The organism is Pseudomonas guineae (genome assembly GCF_900113745.1).
Taxonomy (GTDB): domain Bacteria; phylum Pseudomonadota; class Gammaproteobacteria; order Pseudomonadales; family Pseudomonadaceae; genus Aquipseudomonas; species Aquipseudomonas guineae.
Genome location: NZ_FOQL01000001.1, coordinates 1,831,946 through 1,850,653 on the forward strand (window position 1 = coordinate 1,831,946; position 18,708 = coordinate 1,850,653).

13 protein-coding genes are annotated in these 18,708 nt (G+C 58.8%); 10 read left to right on the forward strand and 3 right to left on the reverse strand.

Annotated features, from left to right (window positions below; all coding sequences use genetic code 11):
• Window positions 1–46: 46 nt before the first annotated feature.
• The 7 genes from BMZ32_RS08295 to BMZ32_RS08325 all read left to right on the forward strand — a co-directional run bounded on the left by BMZ32_RS08295 (window position 47) and on the right by BMZ32_RS08325 (window position 11,406).
• Complete coding sequence (locus BMZ32_RS08295) at window positions 47–2,602, forward strand: TRAP transporter permease (protein ID WP_090241256.1); 2,556 nt, start codon at window positions 47–49, stop codon at window positions 2,600–2,602.
• Between the two features lie 293 nt (window positions 2,603–2,895).
• Window positions 2,896–3,414, forward strand: coding sequence for an Hcp family type VI secretion system effector (locus tag BMZ32_RS08300; protein ID WP_090241257.1), 519 nt, complete (start codon window positions 2,896–2,898; stop codon window positions 3,412–3,414).
• A 189-nt stretch (window positions 3,415–3,603) separates the two neighbouring features.
• A complete protein-coding gene (locus tag BMZ32_RS08305) occupies window positions 3,604–5,643 on the forward strand; it encodes a type VI secretion system Vgr family protein (RefSeq protein ID WP_090241258.1) in 2,040 nt (679 codons plus the stop codon).
• Window positions 5,643–6,485, forward strand: a complete 843-nt coding sequence (locus BMZ32_RS08310) for a DUF4123 domain-containing protein (RefSeq protein WP_090241259.1) — start codon at window positions 5,643–5,645, stop codon at window positions 6,483–6,485. The genes BMZ32_RS08305 and BMZ32_RS08310 overlap by 1 nt, the downstream gene beginning before the upstream one ends.
• A 19-nt stretch (window positions 6,486–6,504) precedes the next feature.
• Window positions 6,505–9,927, forward strand: coding sequence for a T6SS effector BTH_I2691 family protein (locus BMZ32_RS08315; RefSeq protein WP_090241261.1), 3,423 nt, complete (start codon window positions 6,505–6,507; stop codon window positions 9,925–9,927).
• Window position 9,928: 1 nt separating this feature from the next.
• Window positions 9,929–10,678, forward strand: a complete 750-nt coding sequence (locus BMZ32_RS08320; protein ID WP_090241262.1) for a hypothetical protein — start codon at window positions 9,929–9,931, stop codon at window positions 10,676–10,678.
• Between the two features lie 125 nt (window positions 10,679–10,803).
• A complete protein-coding gene (locus BMZ32_RS08325) occupies window positions 10,804–11,406 on the forward strand; it encodes a hypothetical protein (RefSeq protein ID WP_090241263.1) in 603 nt (200 codons plus the stop codon).
• Here the strand turns inward: BMZ32_RS08325 and BMZ32_RS08330 are convergent.
• From BMZ32_RS08330 to BMZ32_RS08340, 3 genes are read right to left on the reverse strand one after another with little or no spacing between them, the layout of a single operon-like run.
• Complete coding sequence (locus tag BMZ32_RS08330) at window positions 11,396–12,013, reverse strand: hypothetical protein (RefSeq protein WP_090241265.1); 618 nt, start codon at window positions 12,011–12,013, stop codon at window positions 11,396–11,398. The two genes, BMZ32_RS08325 and BMZ32_RS08330, sit on opposite strands and share 11 nt — an antisense overlap.
• Entirely contained in the window at window positions 12,010–13,260 is a 1,251-nt protein-coding gene (locus tag BMZ32_RS08335; protein WP_208598688.1) for a peptidylprolyl isomerase, read from the reverse strand. The genes BMZ32_RS08330 and BMZ32_RS08335 overlap by 4 nt, the downstream gene beginning before the upstream one ends.
• A 1-nt stretch (window position 13,261) precedes the next feature.
• Window positions 13,262–14,251, reverse strand: coding sequence for a phospholipase C/P1 nuclease family protein (locus BMZ32_RS08340; protein ID WP_090241267.1), 990 nt, complete (start codon window positions 14,249–14,251; stop codon window positions 13,262–13,264).
• Window positions 14,252–14,436: 185 nt separating this feature from the next.
• Here BMZ32_RS08340 and BMZ32_RS08345 point away from each other — a divergent pair, with 185 nt between their 5' ends.
• The 3 genes from BMZ32_RS08345 to BMZ32_RS08355 are packed head-to-tail and all read left to right on the forward strand — an operon-like array spanning window position 14,437 to window position 18,693.
• Window positions 14,437–15,138 carry an ABC transporter ATP-binding protein gene (locus tag BMZ32_RS08345; RefSeq protein ID WP_425272856.1) on the forward strand — a complete coding sequence of 234 codons (702 nt, stop codon included), beginning with the start codon at window positions 14,437–14,439 and terminating at the stop codon, window positions 15,136–15,138.
• A complete protein-coding gene (locus tag BMZ32_RS08350) occupies window positions 15,138–17,609 on the forward strand; it encodes an ABC transporter permease (RefSeq protein ID WP_425272868.1) in 2,472 nt (823 codons plus the stop codon). The genes BMZ32_RS08345 and BMZ32_RS08350 overlap by 1 nt, the downstream gene beginning before the upstream one ends.
• Window positions 17,599–18,693 carry a lipocalin-like domain-containing protein gene (locus BMZ32_RS08355; protein ID WP_090241270.1) on the forward strand — a complete coding sequence of 365 codons (1,095 nt, stop codon included), beginning with the start codon at window positions 17,599–17,601 and terminating at the stop codon, window positions 18,691–18,693. Before BMZ32_RS08350 ends, BMZ32_RS08355 begins: the two co-directional genes overlap by 11 nt.
• The last annotated feature ends 15 nt before the right edge of the window (window positions 18,694–18,708 follow it).

The window sequence follows — 18,708 nt, forward strand, 5'->3', positions numbered from 1 at the left end:
GCTGCGGGTTTTGCCGTTTCCGTCCCCTCGAATGCAGGTTCGACCCATGCATGACAAGCAACTGTCCACCGAAGAACTGATCGCCCAGGATGTCGGTGCGCGTACCCCGCTGGGCGCCATGGCCCAGGTGATTACCGGCCTGGCCCTGCTCTGGTCGCTGTTTCAATTGTGGATCGCCTCGCCGCTGCCGTTCATCTTCGGCCTTGGTGTGTTTAACAACACAGAAACCCGCTCTATCCACTTGGCATTTGCCCTGCTGCTGGCCTTCCTCGCCTACCCGGCGTTCAAGAAGTCGCCGCGCGACCGTGTACCGCTGTTGGATATCGCCTTGGGTCTGGTCGCTGCAGCCAGCGCCGCCTACCTGTTTATTTTCTACCAGCAGCTGGCCTTGCGCCCCGGCAGCCTGACCACGGCGGACATGCTCACCGCCTGTATTGGCATACCGCTGCTGCTGGAAGCCACGCGTCGGGTACTCGGCCCGCCGTTGGCGATCATTGCCCTGCTGTTCCTGATCTACAGCCTGGCCGGCCCCTATATGCCGGGGCTGTTGGCGCACCGTGGGGTCAGCATAAACGCGCTGGCTAACCACCAGTGGATCACCACCGAAGGGGTGTTTGGTATTGCCCTTGGGGTGTCCACCAGCTTCGTGTTCCTCTTTGTCCTGTTTGGCGCCCTGTTGGATCGCGCCGGCGCCGGGCATTACTTTATTCAACTGGCCTTCAGCATGCTCGGGCATTTCCGTGGCGGCCCGGCCAAGGCGGCGGTGGTGGCGTCGGGCTTGACCGGGCTGATCTCCGGCTCGTCGATTGCCAACGTGGTCACCACCGGTACCTTCACCATCCCGATGATGAAACGCACCGGCTTCTCGGCCGAGAAGGCTGGCGCGGTGGAAGTGGCCTCCTCGGTGAATGGCCAGATCATGCCGCCAGTGATGGGCGCGGCGGCCTTTTTGATGGTTGAGTACATCGGCATGCCGTATGTCGACATCATCAAGCACGCGTTCCTACCGGCGGCGATCTCCTATATCGCCCTGCTGTATATCGTTCATCTGGAATCGCTCAAGCTCGGCCTGCAGCCGATTGGCGGCCACCAACCTAAGCCCTGGCTGCGCCGCCTGACCGGCTTTGCCTTCGGTGCCGCGATGATCAGCGGCCTGTCGCTGGCGGTGTACTACGGCCTCGGCTGGCTCAAGCCGGCATTGGGCGATTTCGCTTTGCCGGGCATCGGCGCACTGCTGGCACTGGTTTACCTCGGCTTGCTGAAAATTGCCGCCAGCGTGCCGGTGTTGCCCGCTGAAGACCCCGACGCACCGCTCGACAAACTGCCACAAACCCGCGCTGTATTGCTTTCCGGCCTGCACTTTCTGTTGCCGGTGGTGGTGCTGGTCTGGTGCCTGATGATCGAGCGCTTGTCCCCAGGCTTGTCTGCCTTTTGGGGCAGCGTGATGTTGGTGATCATCCTGCTCACCCAGCGCCCGTTGCTGACCTGGCTGCGCACCGATGGCACGCACGCTCACGGCTCGTTTATGGATGGCGTGATCGACTTACGTGAAGGCCTGATTGCCGGTGCGCGCAACATGATCGGCATCGGCATTGCCACGGCAGCCGCCGGGATGATCGTCGGCGCGGTGTCGCAAACCGGGGTTGGCCTAGTTTTGGCCGATCTGGTTGAGCTGCTGTCGATGGGCAACCTGCTGCTGATGCTGGTGCTCACCGCGATTTTCAGCCTGGTGCTGGGCATGGGCTTGCCGACCACCGCCAACTACATCGTGGTGTCCAGCTTGCTAGTGCCGGTGATCGTCACCCTCGGTCAGCAGAACGGCCTGATCGTGCCGCTGATTGCCGTGCACTTGTTCGTCTTCTACTTCGGCATCATGGCCGACGTGACGCCGCCCGTAGGATTGGCCTCGTTCGCCGCTGCAGCGGTGTCCAAGGGCGACCCGATCAAGACCGGCATCGCCGCGTTCTACTACAGCCTGCGTACGGCGATTTTGCCGTTCCTGTTTATCTTCAACACCGACCTGTTGTTGATCGACGTGGACTTCTGGCATGGCGTGCTGATCTTCATCATCGCCACGACGGCCATGCTGATCTTCGCGGCCGGCAGTCAGGGCTTCTTCCTGGTGCGCAGCCGCTGGTACGAGAACGTCATGCTGCTGCTGGTTGCCTTCACCCTGTTCCGCCCGGGCTTCTGGATGGACATGGCACACGACCCTTACCGTGACATCCCGCCGGCACAACTGGCCCAAGCCTTGGGTGACGTTGAGGCGGGCAGTCAGCTGCGCTTGCGCATCAAAGGTGAAGACGCCGTAGGCGATGCGCGTGAATTCAGCCTGCTGTTACCTGTGCCTGAGGGCGATAGCGGCGAGGAGCGCCTGCAGAAGCTGGGCCTGCTGACCTATGAAGAGGGCGACAAGGTGCTGGTCGACAGCGTGACCTTCGCCAGTCCAGCCGCCGAAGCGGGGCTGGAGTTCGATCAGCAGATTCTTAAAGTTCGCGCGCCTACCCAGCGTATGACCAAAGAGCTGATGTGGATTCCCGGCTTCCTGCTGTTTGGTCTGGTGGTCTGGTTGCAGCGCCGCCGTCGCGCCCGCGAGGCTTGAACCAACACAGAGCGCTGCGCAGTATATTGCGCAGCGCTCTGTGGGTAAGTGTGTGGATAAGCTGTTAATCACCTTTGTCTGCGGGCGTGTAAGCGCTCAGGCAACTTATTGCGCAAGGCTGCGCAATAAGTTGCGCAGATTTAAGTGATCTGCCGCACAGTCGCTTTTTAGCTTGATGGCTAACCCTTATAAATTGTTGTTTTATAAGGGTTTTATTTTAATGGCACGCTTATCGCTCTAGGGAGGGTTCCCGGATCACTGCAGATCCATGACCCAAGGCAAGGAAAGCACTCATGCCAACTCCCGCGTATCTGTCCCTCGAAGGCACCAAGCAAGGCCTGATCACCGCCGGCACCTTCACCGAAGATTCCGTCGGTAACATCTTCCAGGAAGGTCATGAAGACCAGATTCTGGTTCAAGCCTTCAACCACCAGGTCATCATCCCGCGTGACCCACAGTCCGGTCAGCCGACTGGCCAGCGCGTCCACAAGCCGCTGATGATCACCAAAGTCTTCGACAAATCCTCGCCGCTGATCTTCAACTCCCTGACCTCTGGCGAGCGTTTGAACAAGTGCCGTCTGGAGTGGTACCGCACTTCCTCCACCGGTACTCAAGAGCACTACTTCACCATCGAGCTGGAAGATGCCGTGATCGTTGACGTGCAGTCGCGTATGCCGAACTGCCAGGATCCGAACATGTCTCACTTCACTCACCTGGAAGACGTGTACTTCACCTACCGCAAAATCGTTTGGACCCATGAAGTCTCTGGCACTTCCGGTTCTGACGACTGGCGTACCCCGATCTCCGCCTAAATACAGGCTGAGTTCGTACGCTCCGCATCGGCCAGGCATCGTCCTGGCCGCTGCGTTTTTAGTGAGACCTGTTTCGCCAAACGCTGACAGGCATCGCGAAAAAGCACGAGTACGCACGGCTACCTAGGCCAGGCCTGGGTTAAAACTGCGCAGTGGTTTGATTCATGGACGAAACAAGAGGAACAACGAATGTTCGCCGCCGCCAACCAGACTCATTTCAGCCTGAGCATCGAAGGCGTCAGCCACGATCTGCAGGTGCTCGAATTCAGCGGCCGTGAGGCGATCAGCCAGCCCTTCGAGTTTGAGCTGGAACTGGTCAGCGAACGCCCTGATCTCGACCTGGAAAGCCTGCTGCACCAAGCTGCTTTTCTGGCGTTCAACCAAGCCGACAACGGTATTCATGGGCAGATCTACCGCGTTGCCCAAGGCGAGTCCGGTAAACGCCTAACCCGCTACCACGTCACCTTGCGCCCGCAACTGGCCTATCTGGCGCACCGCACCAACCAACGCATCTTCCAACACCTGACGGTGGAAAAGATCATCAGCCAAGTGCTCGAAGAGCACGGCATTCAGGCCAACGCCTACCAATTTCAACTCGGCTCGATTTACCCCGAGCGCGAGTACTGTGTGCAGTACGACGAAACCGACCTGCACTTTGTGCAGCGTCTGTGCGAGGAAGAAGGTATTCACTACCACTTCCAGCACAGTGAGCAAGGCCATGTATTGACGTTCGGCGACGATCAAACGCCGTTCCCCAAGCTGGCGCCAACCGCCTACCAGCAAGACAGCGGCCTGGTCGCCGATGACCCAGTGATCAAGCGCTTTGGCGTGCGCGTGGAAACCCGTACCAGCCGGGTGACCCGCCGCGACTACGACTTTGAAAAACCCAAACTGCTGATGGAAGCGGACGCCAAAAGCGCGTTCAAACCCGACCTAGAGGATTACGATTACCCTGGCCGCTTTGTCGACCGTGAACGTGGCAAGCACCTCAGCCAGCGCGCGCTGGAACGCCATCGTCACGACTTCGAACAGGCTCAAGGCGATAGCGACCAACCGCTGCTGGTCAGTGGCCACTTCCTCGCCCTGACCGAGCACCCACGCACCAGCTGGAACGACCTGTGGTTGCTCACTGAAGTCAGCCATGAAGGCAAGCAGCCGCAAGTGCTGGAAGAGTCAGTCACCAGCCACACCGAGGTCAGTGACGGCTTCCAGCAGGGCTACCGCAACCACTTCCGCGCCACCCCCTGGACGGTGCTCTACCGCCCAGCGCTCAACCACCCGAAACCGCGCATCCTCGGCAGCCAAAGCGCCGTGGTCACTGGCCCGCCGGGTGAAGAAATCCATTGCGACGAATACGGCCGGATCAAAGTGCAGTTCTTCTGGGACCGTGAAGGCCAAGCCGACGATAAAACCAGCTGCTGGCTGCGCGTCAGCTCCAGCTGGGCCGGCGACCGCTACGGCGGCATCGCCATCCCACGGGTCGGCATGGAAGTCGTGATCACCTTCCTCGAAGGCGACCCCGACCAACCGCTGGTCACCGGCTGCCTGTACCACGCCGAACACGTAGTGCCCTACGACCTGCCGGCGAACAAAACCCGCAGCCTGTTCAAAACCCTCAGCAGCCCTGGCGGCGGTGGCTACAACGAACTGCGCATTGAAGACAAAAAAGGTGCCGAGCAAATCTACCTGCACGCCGAGCGCGACTGGGACGAGAACATCGAGCACGACCAGAAAATCCGCATCGGCAACGAACGCCACGATACCGTTGAAGCCAACAGCTACAGCGAATTCAAAGCCGAAGAACACCGCACCACCCACGCCGACCGCAAAAGCGAAGTCAAAGCCAACGATCACCTTACCGTCGGCAACAACCAACACATCAAGATCGGCACTGGCCAGTTCATCAATGCCGGGCAGGAAATCCACCTTTCCAGCGGCCAGAAAGTCGTACTCGAAGCCGGCAGCGAACTCACCCTCAAAGCCGCCGGCAGCTTTATCAAACTCGACGCCAGCGGAATCACGATGGTCGGCCCGATTATCAAAATCAACTCAGGTGGCGGCCCAGGCAGTGGTTCGGGGGCAGCACCGATTCGGCCGGGCAAGGTTAAACCGGCGGATGTGGATAAGGCGGGTGAGTTGTTGATTCAGGCGCAACGGCAGGCATTGATGCGCGCCACACCTCGCTGCGAAATATGCGAACAGATGCAACAGCGGGGGGCTGAGACCTGATGCAGCGCTCCAATTACCTACTTATCGACGGTGTTCTTCGTAAGGGCGTGATCGCTGAACTCTACGGGCGCGACGAGGAGATAGAAGTCGAGCCTCTCTACCTCGGGACCCGCTGGCAAGATGCCCACGATTTGGGACCTATCCTCGTCGCAGTCTCGCCCCAGTCCAGCCTCCTGTCAGAGGCTCGGAGTAATGTGACCTGGTTGAGTTGTGCCAGCTTTCTATTGAGCGATAGACCTTTGCAGGAGGTCGCCGACCACCTGCGTGAGTTCATTTGTGCGCGCGATGGAGCTGGCAGCCAAAGCTTGCTGCGCTTTGCCGATCCACTAGTCACTTGGCATTGGTTGGCTAGCTACGCCCCGTCGCAATACGCGCACCTACTTGGCCCTATCACAGAGTGGGAGGTGGCCCTAGTTGCAGCGAAGTGGCTGCCCCATACCGAGCCGCAGTGGAATAGCTTTACAGCAAAAGATCACCCACCCCGTCTCTTCGACCGCACTTATATCGATGAGAGGCAAGAGGCTGCGTTGCAGCAGGCTTATCACTGGCGACTGAAAGAGCGTCTGCATAACTGGCTTCAAACATATGCAACGGAGTCCCTGCAGCAGCGGAGGCTACTGGATCAGGGGGGTTGGTTAGATGGTCGCCTGCAAAGTGCAGAGCAGGCAGGACTCATAAGTGAGCGCAGCATAGCCATATGGGCAATGTTAAGCCTTGAGCAAGGGGATGACTTTGCTAGTAACCCTGACACCCCCTACAGCCAGTGGAAGGCGAGGGAGCCACAGGCTCTTGGCCTGCCTGCAGAAGTGAACCTCCAGACCTTCTTCAACGAACACGCCTGACAGACGCGAAGGATTCGCCATGACCGATTCGAACAGGCAAGCGGCCAAAGACAGCCTGCGTGCCACCTTCCCTAACAGTTCCGCCGTAAGCACTGGCCAATGTCCGATGCAACAGGGTGAAGTGGCTATTTTCCCCGTGCGTTACGCAATTGATGAATCGCCCAAAAAGGCAGGACAGCCAGGGCCAAACTCTCTACCGGCTGGCTGGCAGGGGCTCAGCGAAATGCCTCGCCTGCACACCCGCACCTATACGCTTCGTCAACTAAGAGACGGCTGGGTGTATGTGTTCGACCGCACGGCCAAGACCTTTCACGAGTATCGACTCATCGGTTGTCAGTTCACGCGGATCAAATGGGCAGATAAGCAACTCAACCAGGATACACGCACCGGCTCGGGCGAGACTAAACCTTATCTGCTTTATCCCAAGACCAGCTCGCTGCTGATTGCCTACTCGGTGGCGCAATGGACTTGGCGCACCTGCGAGCGAATGCGCTCCACCCCCAAGCTGCAAAGCCAGTGGATGCGCGAGCTCGATCTGCCCAGATATTGTCAGAGCCTTAAAGCGCCTCACACCGCTCCCTTGTCCCGCCTTGCCGAGCTGGTTGCTGATATCGACCCCGGTGCAGCCAGTGCCAGAGCGAGCTTTACGTCCTCAATATTGCCGACTCTGGCGCAGGCCGAGGGTCAGGAATGCAAACCGATTATCGGCAGCGATCAAATCATCGGCAGCGTGCCAGATAAGGACACTGCTCTGATGCTGGCGCTGCAAGACCCATTGGCTGCGGTCGACGACCTGGCCATGCAGCTGACCGGGCGCCACATTGAGCAGCACCTGTTTGAAAAAGAGCATCACCATCGCCTGGAAGTGGCGGGGAATATTGAGATGTTTGCCGGCCTTCCTCTAGATCCGTTTAACGAAAGCGACTGGCCTCGCGGCGCCCTCAAGGATGAGGCTAAGCGGCAGGTGTTTATCCGCGACGCGCAGAAATACCTAGATAGTTATATGGCTCTGGTCAAACCCAGTTTCCCAGTGTTTGACCCTGCTGTTAGCGCCGCACGCTCCACCGCTCTGGGTATGGAGGGGCGAGATTTAGACAAAAAGTATGGTGCAGGGACTGCTACCAAGCTGGAGAAGAAAGCCCAGCTATGGATTTCCCGAGCCCCCTTGCGTGATCAAGTCAAATACCAGGAAGCCCTCGACTACCGCCGCGATCGCCACCGCGAACTAGTCGTGCTGATGCGGCATATCGACAGCGCACGGAATGACCTGATCCCCTGGTTGGAATACATCAAGACCGACCCGGGTAAGGTGTTTCTCGACCCCTGTGCCGAGCAGCAGTCGGCGTTGCTCATTCGCACCGCTCAGGGGCTGTTCGACGTGTTCGGCCAGACCGAAGCAGGTAAGAACTGGCTATGCCAGGAGTATGCGCAACCCAAGACATTGCTCGGTCTGGCTTTGTACAACTTCGATGCCGAGTTAGCCCATACCCTCGAAGCCATTGCGACGAATTTTGCCGCAAGCGGTAGCCTCGACCCTGGTCTGGCGACCAGCGCGGTCACCCGCGCCAATGAAACCTACAGCCTGCTCACAGACGATAGTGTGCGCAACAGCAAGCTCTTCCAAGCCATGAGCCTGCCGGCTCGCCAGGCTTACGACACTTTGCAGAAAGTGGCCCGAGTCGTTGCGCACGATACCTGGCAGCTGCTCGTCTACAAACTACTGCCTGCGCTCAGCACCAAATTTGCGCCCACCTGGAAGCCCATCGCCTACTCCCTGGTAATGGTGGTGACGCATATAGACACCGAGGTGGTGAAACCATACGTGGTCTACGACCATGGCTACCCGGCCAAGAAACAGCAGTGGGATGCAAAATTTGCCCAGCTTGCAAAGAAAATTAAAGGGCAAACCCGTACCGCCACTTTTGGCGCCAAGCATGAAAAGGCCGCAGCAAACCGCCAGCTTGTTCAACTCTATGAAGGGCGTCAGCTCTTGATGGCCAATGAGCCCAATAGGATTTTGGCCAAAGGCGAAGTCCGCGTGCAGCAGCGCACCACGCTGATACAGCAACAGGTGGAGTTTCTGCATACGCTGGGCAAATCCGAATTGGTCGAGCAACTGGAACTCAAAAGGCGCAATTACAGCGCCTATCTTGGCCGCTTGAAAAAATGGATGGCCAGCGGACTGGGCAACGGCTTGGCGGCCTTGGTAGCCGCCCTGAATATCTGGAACTTCAAGAACAGCATGGATCAGGCCAGGGCCGATGGTCATTGGAGCCAGGATGATCTGAAGTCCCTCAGCAGCGCAGGGGCTCAGCTCGGTAATGTTGTCATGGCCCTGACGCTGATGCCTCGCTGGGCGGCGATGAGCAAGTTGAGTGTCGTAGCTTATCTGGAAGGGAATCCGGTCACGACGAAGTTCACCCAGGCGTCCATACAGAGTTGGGCTGTAGCCAATGCCGAACTGGCCACAATGGTGCGCTCCTTTGCGCTACGTGCTGTGGGCATGGCGACGTTGGGCGTGATTGCCAATGGCGTCGACGCATGGCAATTGCATTCGGCCGCTGGCAACGCCAGTGGCAGCGATGAGGCGCTGGCGTTAAGAACAAAGGGAATTGCTGCTATTGCGATGGCCGGTCTTTCGTTCGCACAACTCGGGTATGGGTTAGCGGGTGCATTTGGCTTCAAAGCCATCGGTCTTGTATTCGCATCTTGGATCCTGTGGGGCTTTTTTATTGCCGGGGTCATTTACCTGGCTGCAACTTTTATTGCCAATAACCTAAAGCGCGAGGGCTTAAAGCTCTGGTTGTGGCGCTGCTGCTGGACCCAGGACAAGGCACCCTATTGGGCCAACACGTCTCAGGGGCGTCAGGATGAGTTAAAAGCCCTGCACGAAGTGCTGATGCGCCCCACCCTTTGCGCCAAAACGGTCACGGGCAACTATGGGGCCAGCAGTGTCTGCCTGCAGATCGCCCTGCCGGCGGATCTGGAGGGCAAGCGTGTGCGTCTGCACCCGATTATGGTCGAGGAGGGCTTGCTCTGGATGCCGGACAAACAGACCGGCTACCGGGCCGGGATGTATGGCAGCTATATCGCCGAAGGCGAATGGGTGCCTACGAGCGCGCTCGGTAACTTTGAGCGCAAGGCCTCGGCCTTTGTGCCCTATAACGAAGGCGAAGCCCGTGTCTGGCAGGTGTCACTGCCCCACTCCAAGGGCATGGACCGCCTGGAGCTGGAAATTCTCTACCCCGAAGACGTGGTTTCCCGCCAGGATGGGCGTGGCTACCGCTTCAGTATCGAACTTGACGACATTGCCGAAGGTAAACTCCAGGAAAACCCCTTCGAAAAAAGCCATATTTGCGAGCCTGTCGATCAGGACAGCTTAATGCTGGTGGAGAAGGTGCCGGAGAACCAACGCGTGTATTTTAATTTGAGTGTTATTTGAAATGAATATTTTCAGAATTTCGACTTTATGGGTTCCCGATCATCACCTTAATATGGAGTGGGATCATCCAGAGAGACCTGCTCTAAAGGAATGGAGCATAAAGGCCTTTGATGGAAACCTTTTATTGGCCAGTTTAGGTTTTTTATTACCTACTCTCGGTGTGTTCTTTGTTATGTGGTTAATTGAAGGCGATATATGGTTGGGGTTAATACCATCAGCTTTCGTCGGATATATTACCTACAACGCCTCTGTGCAAAAACGGATGTGCGTACATCGCCTGACTGACGAGGGCGGAGAAGTATACAAGTGGCGAGCAATCCCAGACTTTATTTTTGCAAGCATGCCCTGGTTCGCGGGAATTTATCTGATATTGGTACTGTGGGGGTTTACCTTTTCTTCTGAGATAGGGCTTGGGGCCTTGGTGGGTGGTGGAGGAGTAGGGTTGTTGTATGCGCTCGTATTCACTTCGGAAGACTATAAGAAAGATCAACTGGATCTCAGGCATTGGAAATTTAATTGGGATGAAATATACGAAGTTATATACGACCGCAAAGGCCATGCGATTGGTTTTACTACAGAGGACTCAAGGCCGTATATAGTCAGATTTAAAGAAGATAATGAAAATTTTTACGGATGTCGTATATATTTTCACCCCAAGATGGCAGAGGAGCTGCTCCGGTTATTCAAAAGCAAGATAGCCCCCAGTATCGTAATAAAAGAAGGTCGTATACATTACAGGACTATTGATTAATCCGGACTTTTTGCTACTCAAGTAGGCGAAAAGGGGATGGATTGTTTTTATTGGAAGGGCAAATAAATCTGTCCTCTTTTAGGGATAAATTAGATCGGTTGCACAAATATGCTAAAGGAATGCCTATGCAGCAGAAGCGGATTCGCCTCTTCGCTAACAATGTTCAGTTCACCGATGATGGGTTCAACCGGTATGAGCCGCTGGTGCGTCAGCCGAGTACACATCAGGGGAAATCCGCCCTCTTATGCGCTGTAACCCTATTTGGCTTGTTCATATTTGGCGTAGCTACTGAGCGCGACTGGTTGGCAGGGATCATGGGAATTGCAACGCCAATTATTCCATTCGTAGTGCTGTATTGGCTTGGTCGCGGCATTCCGGAAGACAAGGTCGAGGTGTACGCGGAGCAGGGTGGGCTGCTGCTTACATTTGAGTGCGGCCGGTTTCCTGAGCTCAGCACGGATATCCGGGTGTCATTTACCGAGATCAATTCGCTCACTCTGGAATCAAAAGTGGTGCACGAAGGACGCCTAGGTACTCACCGCTGGCGGCAGTATCGGATCCGAACGTCCTGCTCTGGCGAAACACCGCATCTATTGATCAACACCTTTCGGCCGATGCATTTGGTTCTGAAAGATCTACAGCAGCTAGCGGCCTTGCCTGGTTTCGGGCATATCGACAAGCACCTTGTTGCGCCCCAAGAAGAGCTCGATGCTCTTATCATTGAGTAGGCAGGGCGCCCGCTTTTTCTATAGATAGCTCCTCGTTCCTCAACAACTCCGGCCTCTCCCTCCGCAGTTTGCTCTGCAACATTTCCAGTTGCTCCAGCGCCGCGCGGGCCTCAATGAGTTCGGTGGCGTTGCGTTCGCCGGACTGGGCGGCTTGTTCGATGCGCTCGCGGATGGCGGGGATCTGCTGTACGCCGCTAGCGTAGGCCATAAGTTGGTCGCGGGTTTGTTGGTCTTCGAAGGCGCTGTATTGGGCAGGGTCTGAAAGCCGTGCGGCGGAGGCACGTTCGCGGGGTTTGAGTTGGCCCAGGGCTGGGCTGCGTGGGTCGCCTTGGTCAGCCATCAGTTGGATCAGCATTTGCGCTTCTTGAGCATTTAATTGCGGCTCGTTGGTTGCGGCTTCTACCGGTTCTGCTGCTGGCGCTGGTGTGGCTACGGGCTGCTTTACCGGGAGGGCCGCAGGTATGTCTGGCAATTGGATTGACGGCTTAAGCGGCGCTATAGCCTGTTGTGCAAGCGCTGGCGCAGTGTCGGCCTGAGGCATGCGTATGACCACGACAGTCACCGCCGTCACCACGCTGAGGAGGACTATACCCAGCCAGCCTTTCATAGCCCTTGTACCTCGGCATTGCTCAGCAAGGTTTGCAGGCGAACTTGGAACTCGCGGGCCAGTTGTTCCTTGGCCACAGCCTGGTTGACCTCGTAACGCACGCTGGGATCGCTGAGTGGCAACTGCTTGTCTTCACGCTGGCGCACTTGAACGATCTCGAACGCACCGTCGATCAGCATCGGTTGGGAAATGCTGCCGGCTTTCTGCAGCAGGGCGGTTTTGCGCAGGAAATCCAGCTGTGCATCTTGCGGGCGAATCAGCCCCAGGTCGCCGGCCGGTGTACGGTTTTTATCCTCAGCGATTGAGTAGCTTTTCACCGCTTCATCGAAGCCAAGGCCCTTTTCTAGCTCGGCATAGACGCGATCAGCGCTGGCCTGATCAGCCAGGCGTATATGCGCGGCCTGCACCTGGGCGACGTTTAGGTATTGCTGCAAGTTGCGTTGGTAATAGGCGTCGGCATCTGCGTCGCTGACCTGGCGCGCGCGTTGGCGCAGGCTTTCGGTTTCATGGTGGAAGTCGTTGTGCAGACCTTGCTGGTGCAGATACTTGTGGCGGATCAGCTTGTCGCGCACCAGTTGGCGCACACCGGCCAGTTCATCGGCGCTAAAGCCTTTCTGGCCCAGTTGGTACCAGAGGTAGTCGCGCAGCGCTTGCTGGCGGACCTGTTCGGCCAGGTAGGCCAAATTGCCCTGTTGCAACTCAACCCGGCCTTGCACGTTATCGCCTTGGTAAAGCTGCAGCAGGTTGAGGCGTTGCTCGGGCTGCCCGGGGAACTGCCAGCTGATGAGCTGCACCTGAGCGGCATCGGTTTGTTGCTGGGCGCTCAGCTGCAAACTATCGAGTACCACGCCCTGTTGCGGCGCGCTGAGTACCTGGTGCAAGCGCTCACTGCTGAGTGGCTGCGGTTGACGCAGAAACGGCCGCACGTCGTGGTCGAATTGCTTGCCGTAGACCTGTTCGATCAGGTTGGCGGATTCGCGCTCGACCAGCACATCGAGATCACTGCGGTATGTGCTGTTCAGCTCACCCTCAACCTCGCGTGCCAGCAGGTGGTTTTCCACCAGACCGGTGCGCAGTTGGCGTGGGTCGGTATTGAATTTGACCCGGCTCATGGCCTGCTCCAGCAGGCCGATGCTCTTGCCGGGCAGGCGTTCACCATCGATGCGCAAGTCCTGGCTGCCCAGGGCTGACAGGCAAATGCCGGTCAGCCCCAGTACCAGCAAACTGCGCTGGATTATCGCGCGCACCTTACAGCCCACCCTGGCCGTAGAAGGTATTGGCACCTTTGGTCAGCACGCTGACGGTCAGGGCGATGGACTCGGGAATCAGTTCCTTAGCAACCCGCAGGCGAGTGGCGTAGCTGGTGTCGTACAACGGCTCGGGGCGTTGATAGGCGACTTGCGCGGTTTGGGTGAGCAGATCTCGGATCGGTTTCTGTGGGTCATAACTGCCGACGCGGTTGGCCACGGCGGCCATATTGTTCAGGCCTTCGCTGGCGTAGTGGTCGTCCACCCAGCCTTCCCAGCCGGAGTGACCATTGCCCGAGGTGACCCAGGCGTGGTGCGGCTGCGCGACATCACCGGTGGTGTGCAGCGAGTAACCGATGGTCTGCAACGAAGGGGCGTTCTTGAACTGATCGAACCAGTACTTGGCCAGGTTATCGATGGGCTGGAAGGCCGCCGTCTGGAAGTCGCCGTAGTGAGTCTGCCAGTTGGAGGTGGTGCCCTGACGGTAGTGCGCCTCCGTGGTGTCGAAGTCGCTCTTCTTCAGTTCGCGGTTGTACAGGTAGACCATCGCGTACCAGTCGACATCGCCGCTCCAACTGCCATCGACCTTGCGATAGCGGTAGTCGTAACCGCCGTGATCATTGCCATGGGCGTCGCCCTGGCGGGCCATGTTGATGAAGTGCCAGTAGGAGGTGTAATTGACCAGCGAAGCGGCAGCGCCATACACCGGTGCATGCTCGTAACCGACCCACCAACCACCCAGGCGAGTGTCCTGAAAATCGTCCACGTCATAGGCTGCTTGGCCGAGAATTTCGCCCGCGTTGGCTTCGCTGCCGGCGGCACCGACGTAGAACTGATAGGCGCGCTTCATCTCCGGGGTGGCGTAGGCCGAGTTGAGGAAGGCTAGGGCGTCTTTTACGATATTTTTATGGGTGGACTGCGACCAGGCGCTGGCTTGGCCGGCGTTAAAGGCTAGGCCTAAACCAAGGGCCAGGGTGGTGAGGGTTTTCATAGGCAGAGCGCTCTTTTGTTGTTGGAGTTGAGCAGTTCTAGCGGGTGTTTATGGCAAAGCTGTTGCAATCCTGCACTTCAACGTAAAAACCGAGCGCTTCCCTCCGGTCTTCAAGCGCAGGATAGGTATGTCGCCAAATCACTAGCGCGGGTGGCATAAGGTATAACCTTTGGCTCCATGGATTAATGCGCGGGTTCACGCAGGCTCAGGAGGCACTCAAGGTGCTAGATGTAGAGAATCTGAAAAAAACCTATGGCGGACCACAGGGCCAGCTTGCGGTGCTTGATGGTGTCAGCTTGTGGCTGGAGGCCGGTCATAGCCTTGCGTTGATGGGCGAATCTGGTAGCGGTAAAAGTACGCTGCTGCACTTGGTGGCCGGGCTGGACCAGGCTGACAGTGGCGATATCCAGGTGGGTGGCCAATCGCTAGCCGGGCTGGATGAAGCGGCCCGTGCAACATTCCGGCGCAGCCAAGTCGCAGTGATTTTTCAGCAATTCAATCTGATTCCTTCCTTGCGCGTGGTCGACAACCTGGCGTTTCAGGCACGCCTCGCCGGGCGGTTAGATGAAGCCTGGCTAAGCCAGCTGGCCCAGCAATTGGGTCTGAGTGAGCTGTTGCAGCGCTACCCGGAGCAACTTTCGGGGGGCCAGCAGCAGCGCGTCGCCGTCGGGCGGGCACTGGCCGTGCGCCCGCCGCTGATCCTGGCCGACGAGCCGACCGGTAACCTTGATGAAAACTCGGCTGATGAGGTGATGACCCTGTTGCTCGATCTGGTGCAGCAGGCCGGCGCGAGTTTGCTGATGGTCACCCACAGCGCCCGCCTGGCTGCTCGCCTGGACCGGCAAATGGTGCTCAAAGCGGGGCGCGTGCACGGGAGTGAATGGTGATCCGCCATTGCGCCTGGGTGTTGCACACGCTGCTCAGTCATTGGCGTCGGCATCCCTTGCAGGCAGCCTGCCTGCTGGTTGGCCTGTGGTTGGCTACCGCGCTCTGGACGGGCGTGCAGGCGCTCAACAGTCAGGCGCGGAACAGCTATGACCGCGCCGCCGAGCTGTTTGCCGGTGGCGCGCAGACGGTGTTGCTGGCGCCCGGTGGACAGGCGTTTGCACAAGACCACTTCGTCACCCTGCGACGTGCGGGCTGGCCAGTATCGCCCATGTTGCGTGGCACGGTAGAGCTGGCGGGTGCCGCTGATACGCGGCGTTTGCAGCTCACCGGTATTGAGCCCCTGACTCTGCCTGCCGGAGGCGCAGTTGAGGCCGAGGTACAAGATCAGACCAGTCTGCAGGCCTTTATGTTGTCACCTGGCCTGACCTGGATTGCGGCCGACACCCTGGCCGAATTTGGCCTTGAAGTGGGCGCAACCCCGACCCTGGTCGACGGCAAGCAACTGCCGCCGCTGCATGTGGTGCCAGGCTTGCCGCCGGGCATGTTGCTGGTGGATATCAGCCAGGCCCAGCGCCTCCTCGACCAACCAGGGATGCTCAGCCAACTCCTGGTTGAGCCGGCTTTTGCCGCCGACCTGCCGCCGCTGCCGGATAACGTGCCGCTGGTGTGGCAAGAGGGTGGTGAAGCCGATTTGGCGCGCCTGACGGACAGCTTTCATCTCAACCTGACGGCGCTCGGCTTGCTGGCCTTCGTGGTCGGCCTGTTTATCGTTCACGCTGCTGCCGGGTTGGCTATGGAGCAACGGCGTGGGTTGTTGCAGACATTGCGTGCCTGCGGCGTCAGCCTAAAAACCTTGCTCGCGGTTCTGCTGCTGGAGCTGCTGGTGCTGGCATTGCTCGGCGGCAGCCTCGGTGTGCTCAGCGGCTTTGCTCTGGCCGCGTTGCTGATGGGTGATATCGCCGCCAGCCTGCGTGGGCTCTATGGCGCGCAGGTGGCGGGTCAGTTGGCGCTGGACGCCAGCTGGTGGTTAACCGGGCTGGGCATGAGTTTGCTCGGCACCCTGATTGCGGGCGGTAGCAGTGTGCTGGCGGCCATGCGCCTGCCGGTATTGGCTTGGGCTCGGCCACAGGCGTGGCGTGAAGCGCAGAGCCGTGCCATCAGGCTGCAGTCGCTGCTCGGCGTGACACTACTGGCATTGGCCGGTGCGCTGGTGGTGTGGGGTGACTCGCTGCTCAGCGGCTTTGCACTGCTCGCCAGCCTGCTGCTGGGGGCGGCCTTGCTGCTGCCGTTGTGTCTGCAAACAGTCTTGCGCCTTGCCCAGAGGCGCCCCGCAGGCCCAATACGGCAATGGTTCTGGGCTGACAGTCAGCAGCAAGTTTCGGGCCTTGGCATTGCGCTGATGGCGCTGCTGCTGGCGCTGTCGGCCAATATCGGCGTCGGCAGCATGACTGAGGGCTTCCGCCAGACCTTTATCGGCTGGCTGGATCAGCGTCTGTCGGCCGATATTTACGTGCGCCCGCAAGACGCTGCCCAGGCTGAAGCGATTAATCACTGGTTGGCTCAGCGCCCGGAAGTCAGCGCGCAGCTGCCCACATGGGAGTTGGAGATCCGCGTTGAGGGTGGGCCTACGCAGCTGAGTGGCGTCATCGACCACCCCCTGTATGCGCAGACCTGGCCGTTGCTTGAAGCAATCAGCGATCCTTGGCCGCCGCTGTCGGCAGGTGAGGGCGCGCTGGTCAGCGAGCAACTCGCCTTTCGCCTGAAGCTGTCACTGGGGGATATGTTGACGTTGGATACACCTGCTGGGCCTTGGCCGCTGAAAATACTCGGGCGTTATGCCGACTACGGTAACCCCAAGGGGCAACTACTGGTTTCTGCTGCAGGCCTGCAGCAACGCTGGCCCGATCAGCCGGTGAGCGGTATCGGCATTTTGGCCAGTCAACAAAATGCTCCGCAACTGGCGTCGGCGCTGCGTAACGTATTCGGTCTGGGCGACAGTCGCGTCATCGATCAGGCAGCCCTCAAGGCCTATTCGCAAACTATATTCGAGCAGACCTTTGCCGCCACCGCAGCGCTCAACACCCTCACGCTGGCTGTGGCGGCTGTGGCGCTGTTTACCAGCCTGCTGGGGCTGGCAGACAGCCGGCTGAGCCAGCTTGCGCCGCTCTGGGCCATGGGGCTGAGGCCCGCTCAGTTGGCCGCGTTGAGTCTGGCGCAAATGCTGATGCTGGCGGCGTTCACCTGCTTACTGGCGATCCCTTTGGGCCTGGTGCTGGCCTGGTGTCTGGTCGAGGTGGTTAACGTCCAAGCCTTTGGCTGGCGCCTGCCTTGGCACTGGTTTCCGCGGCAGTGGCTGACCCTGGTGCTGCTGGCGTTGCTGGCGGTGTTATTGGCGAGCATCGGCCCTGCTTGGCGCATCCTGCGTACCGGGCCAACCCGTTTGCTCAGGAGTTTTGCCCATGATGCTTAGGCGGCTTGTTACGCTCAGCTTTACCTTGTTGCTGGGTTGCGACAGCACAGAGGCGCCTGTGCCGGCTGGTTTTGCTGGCCTGGGCAGCGAGGCGCAGGGTTTCAGCACAGTGACTCGGGGTCAGCCTCTGGTCTTCCCTGACGATTTTGGCGCACACCCCGATTACCGTATTGAGTGGTGGTACGTGACTGCTAACTTAACCGACGAGAGCGGAGAGCAATGGGGCGCGCAATGGACCCTATTCCGCCAGGCGATGGCACCACAAAACAGCAGCGAGGCCGAGGCTGGCTGGCAGAGCGCCCAGGTGTGGTTAGGTCACGCTGCGCTGACGCGTGCAGAGGGTCATCAGCATGCTGACCGCTTGGCTCGTGGTGGTATTGGTCAGGCCGGCGTGCACACGCAGCCATTTCGGGCGTGGATCGATGATTGGTCGCTTGGCAGCGACGCCGCGCAACAACGCCGTCCATTGCAACTCAGCCCATTGCAGGTCAGCGCCACAGGTAAGGGTTTTCGCTATGACTTGAGGCTGCGCTCGGATGCTCCGCTGGTGCTGCACGGCGATCGCGGCTTCAGTCAAAAGTCCACCCGTGGTCAGGCCTCGTGGTATTACAGCCAGCCATTTTTCCAGGTCGATGGCCAGGTGCAATGGCAAGGCGAAACGCGCCGGGTCAGCGGCAAGGCGTGGTTGGATCGAGAATGGAGCAGCCAGCCGCTGGCGGCGGATCAACAAGGCTGGGACTGGTTTTCGCTGCACCTGCAGGACGGCAGCAAGCTGATGCTGTTCCGCCTGCGCAGTAATGACAACAGCCACTTCTATTCGGGCACCTGGATCACTCCCGCTGGCGTTGCCGAGCCGCTGGACGCGTCGGCGATCAGGATGACGCCGTTAGCGCAGAGCAAGGTGGCAGGTCGAACCCTGCCGACGCAGTGGAGGTTGCAGATTGCGCACAAGAACTTCGACGTGACCGCGCAGGCGCTAAACCCAAACGCCTGGATGGGCACCGGTATTCCCTATTGGGAAGGCCCGGTGAATATCGCCGGCAGCCATACGGGTGTCGGCTACCTTGAAATGACCGGCTATTGAAGCAACGACCCAGAA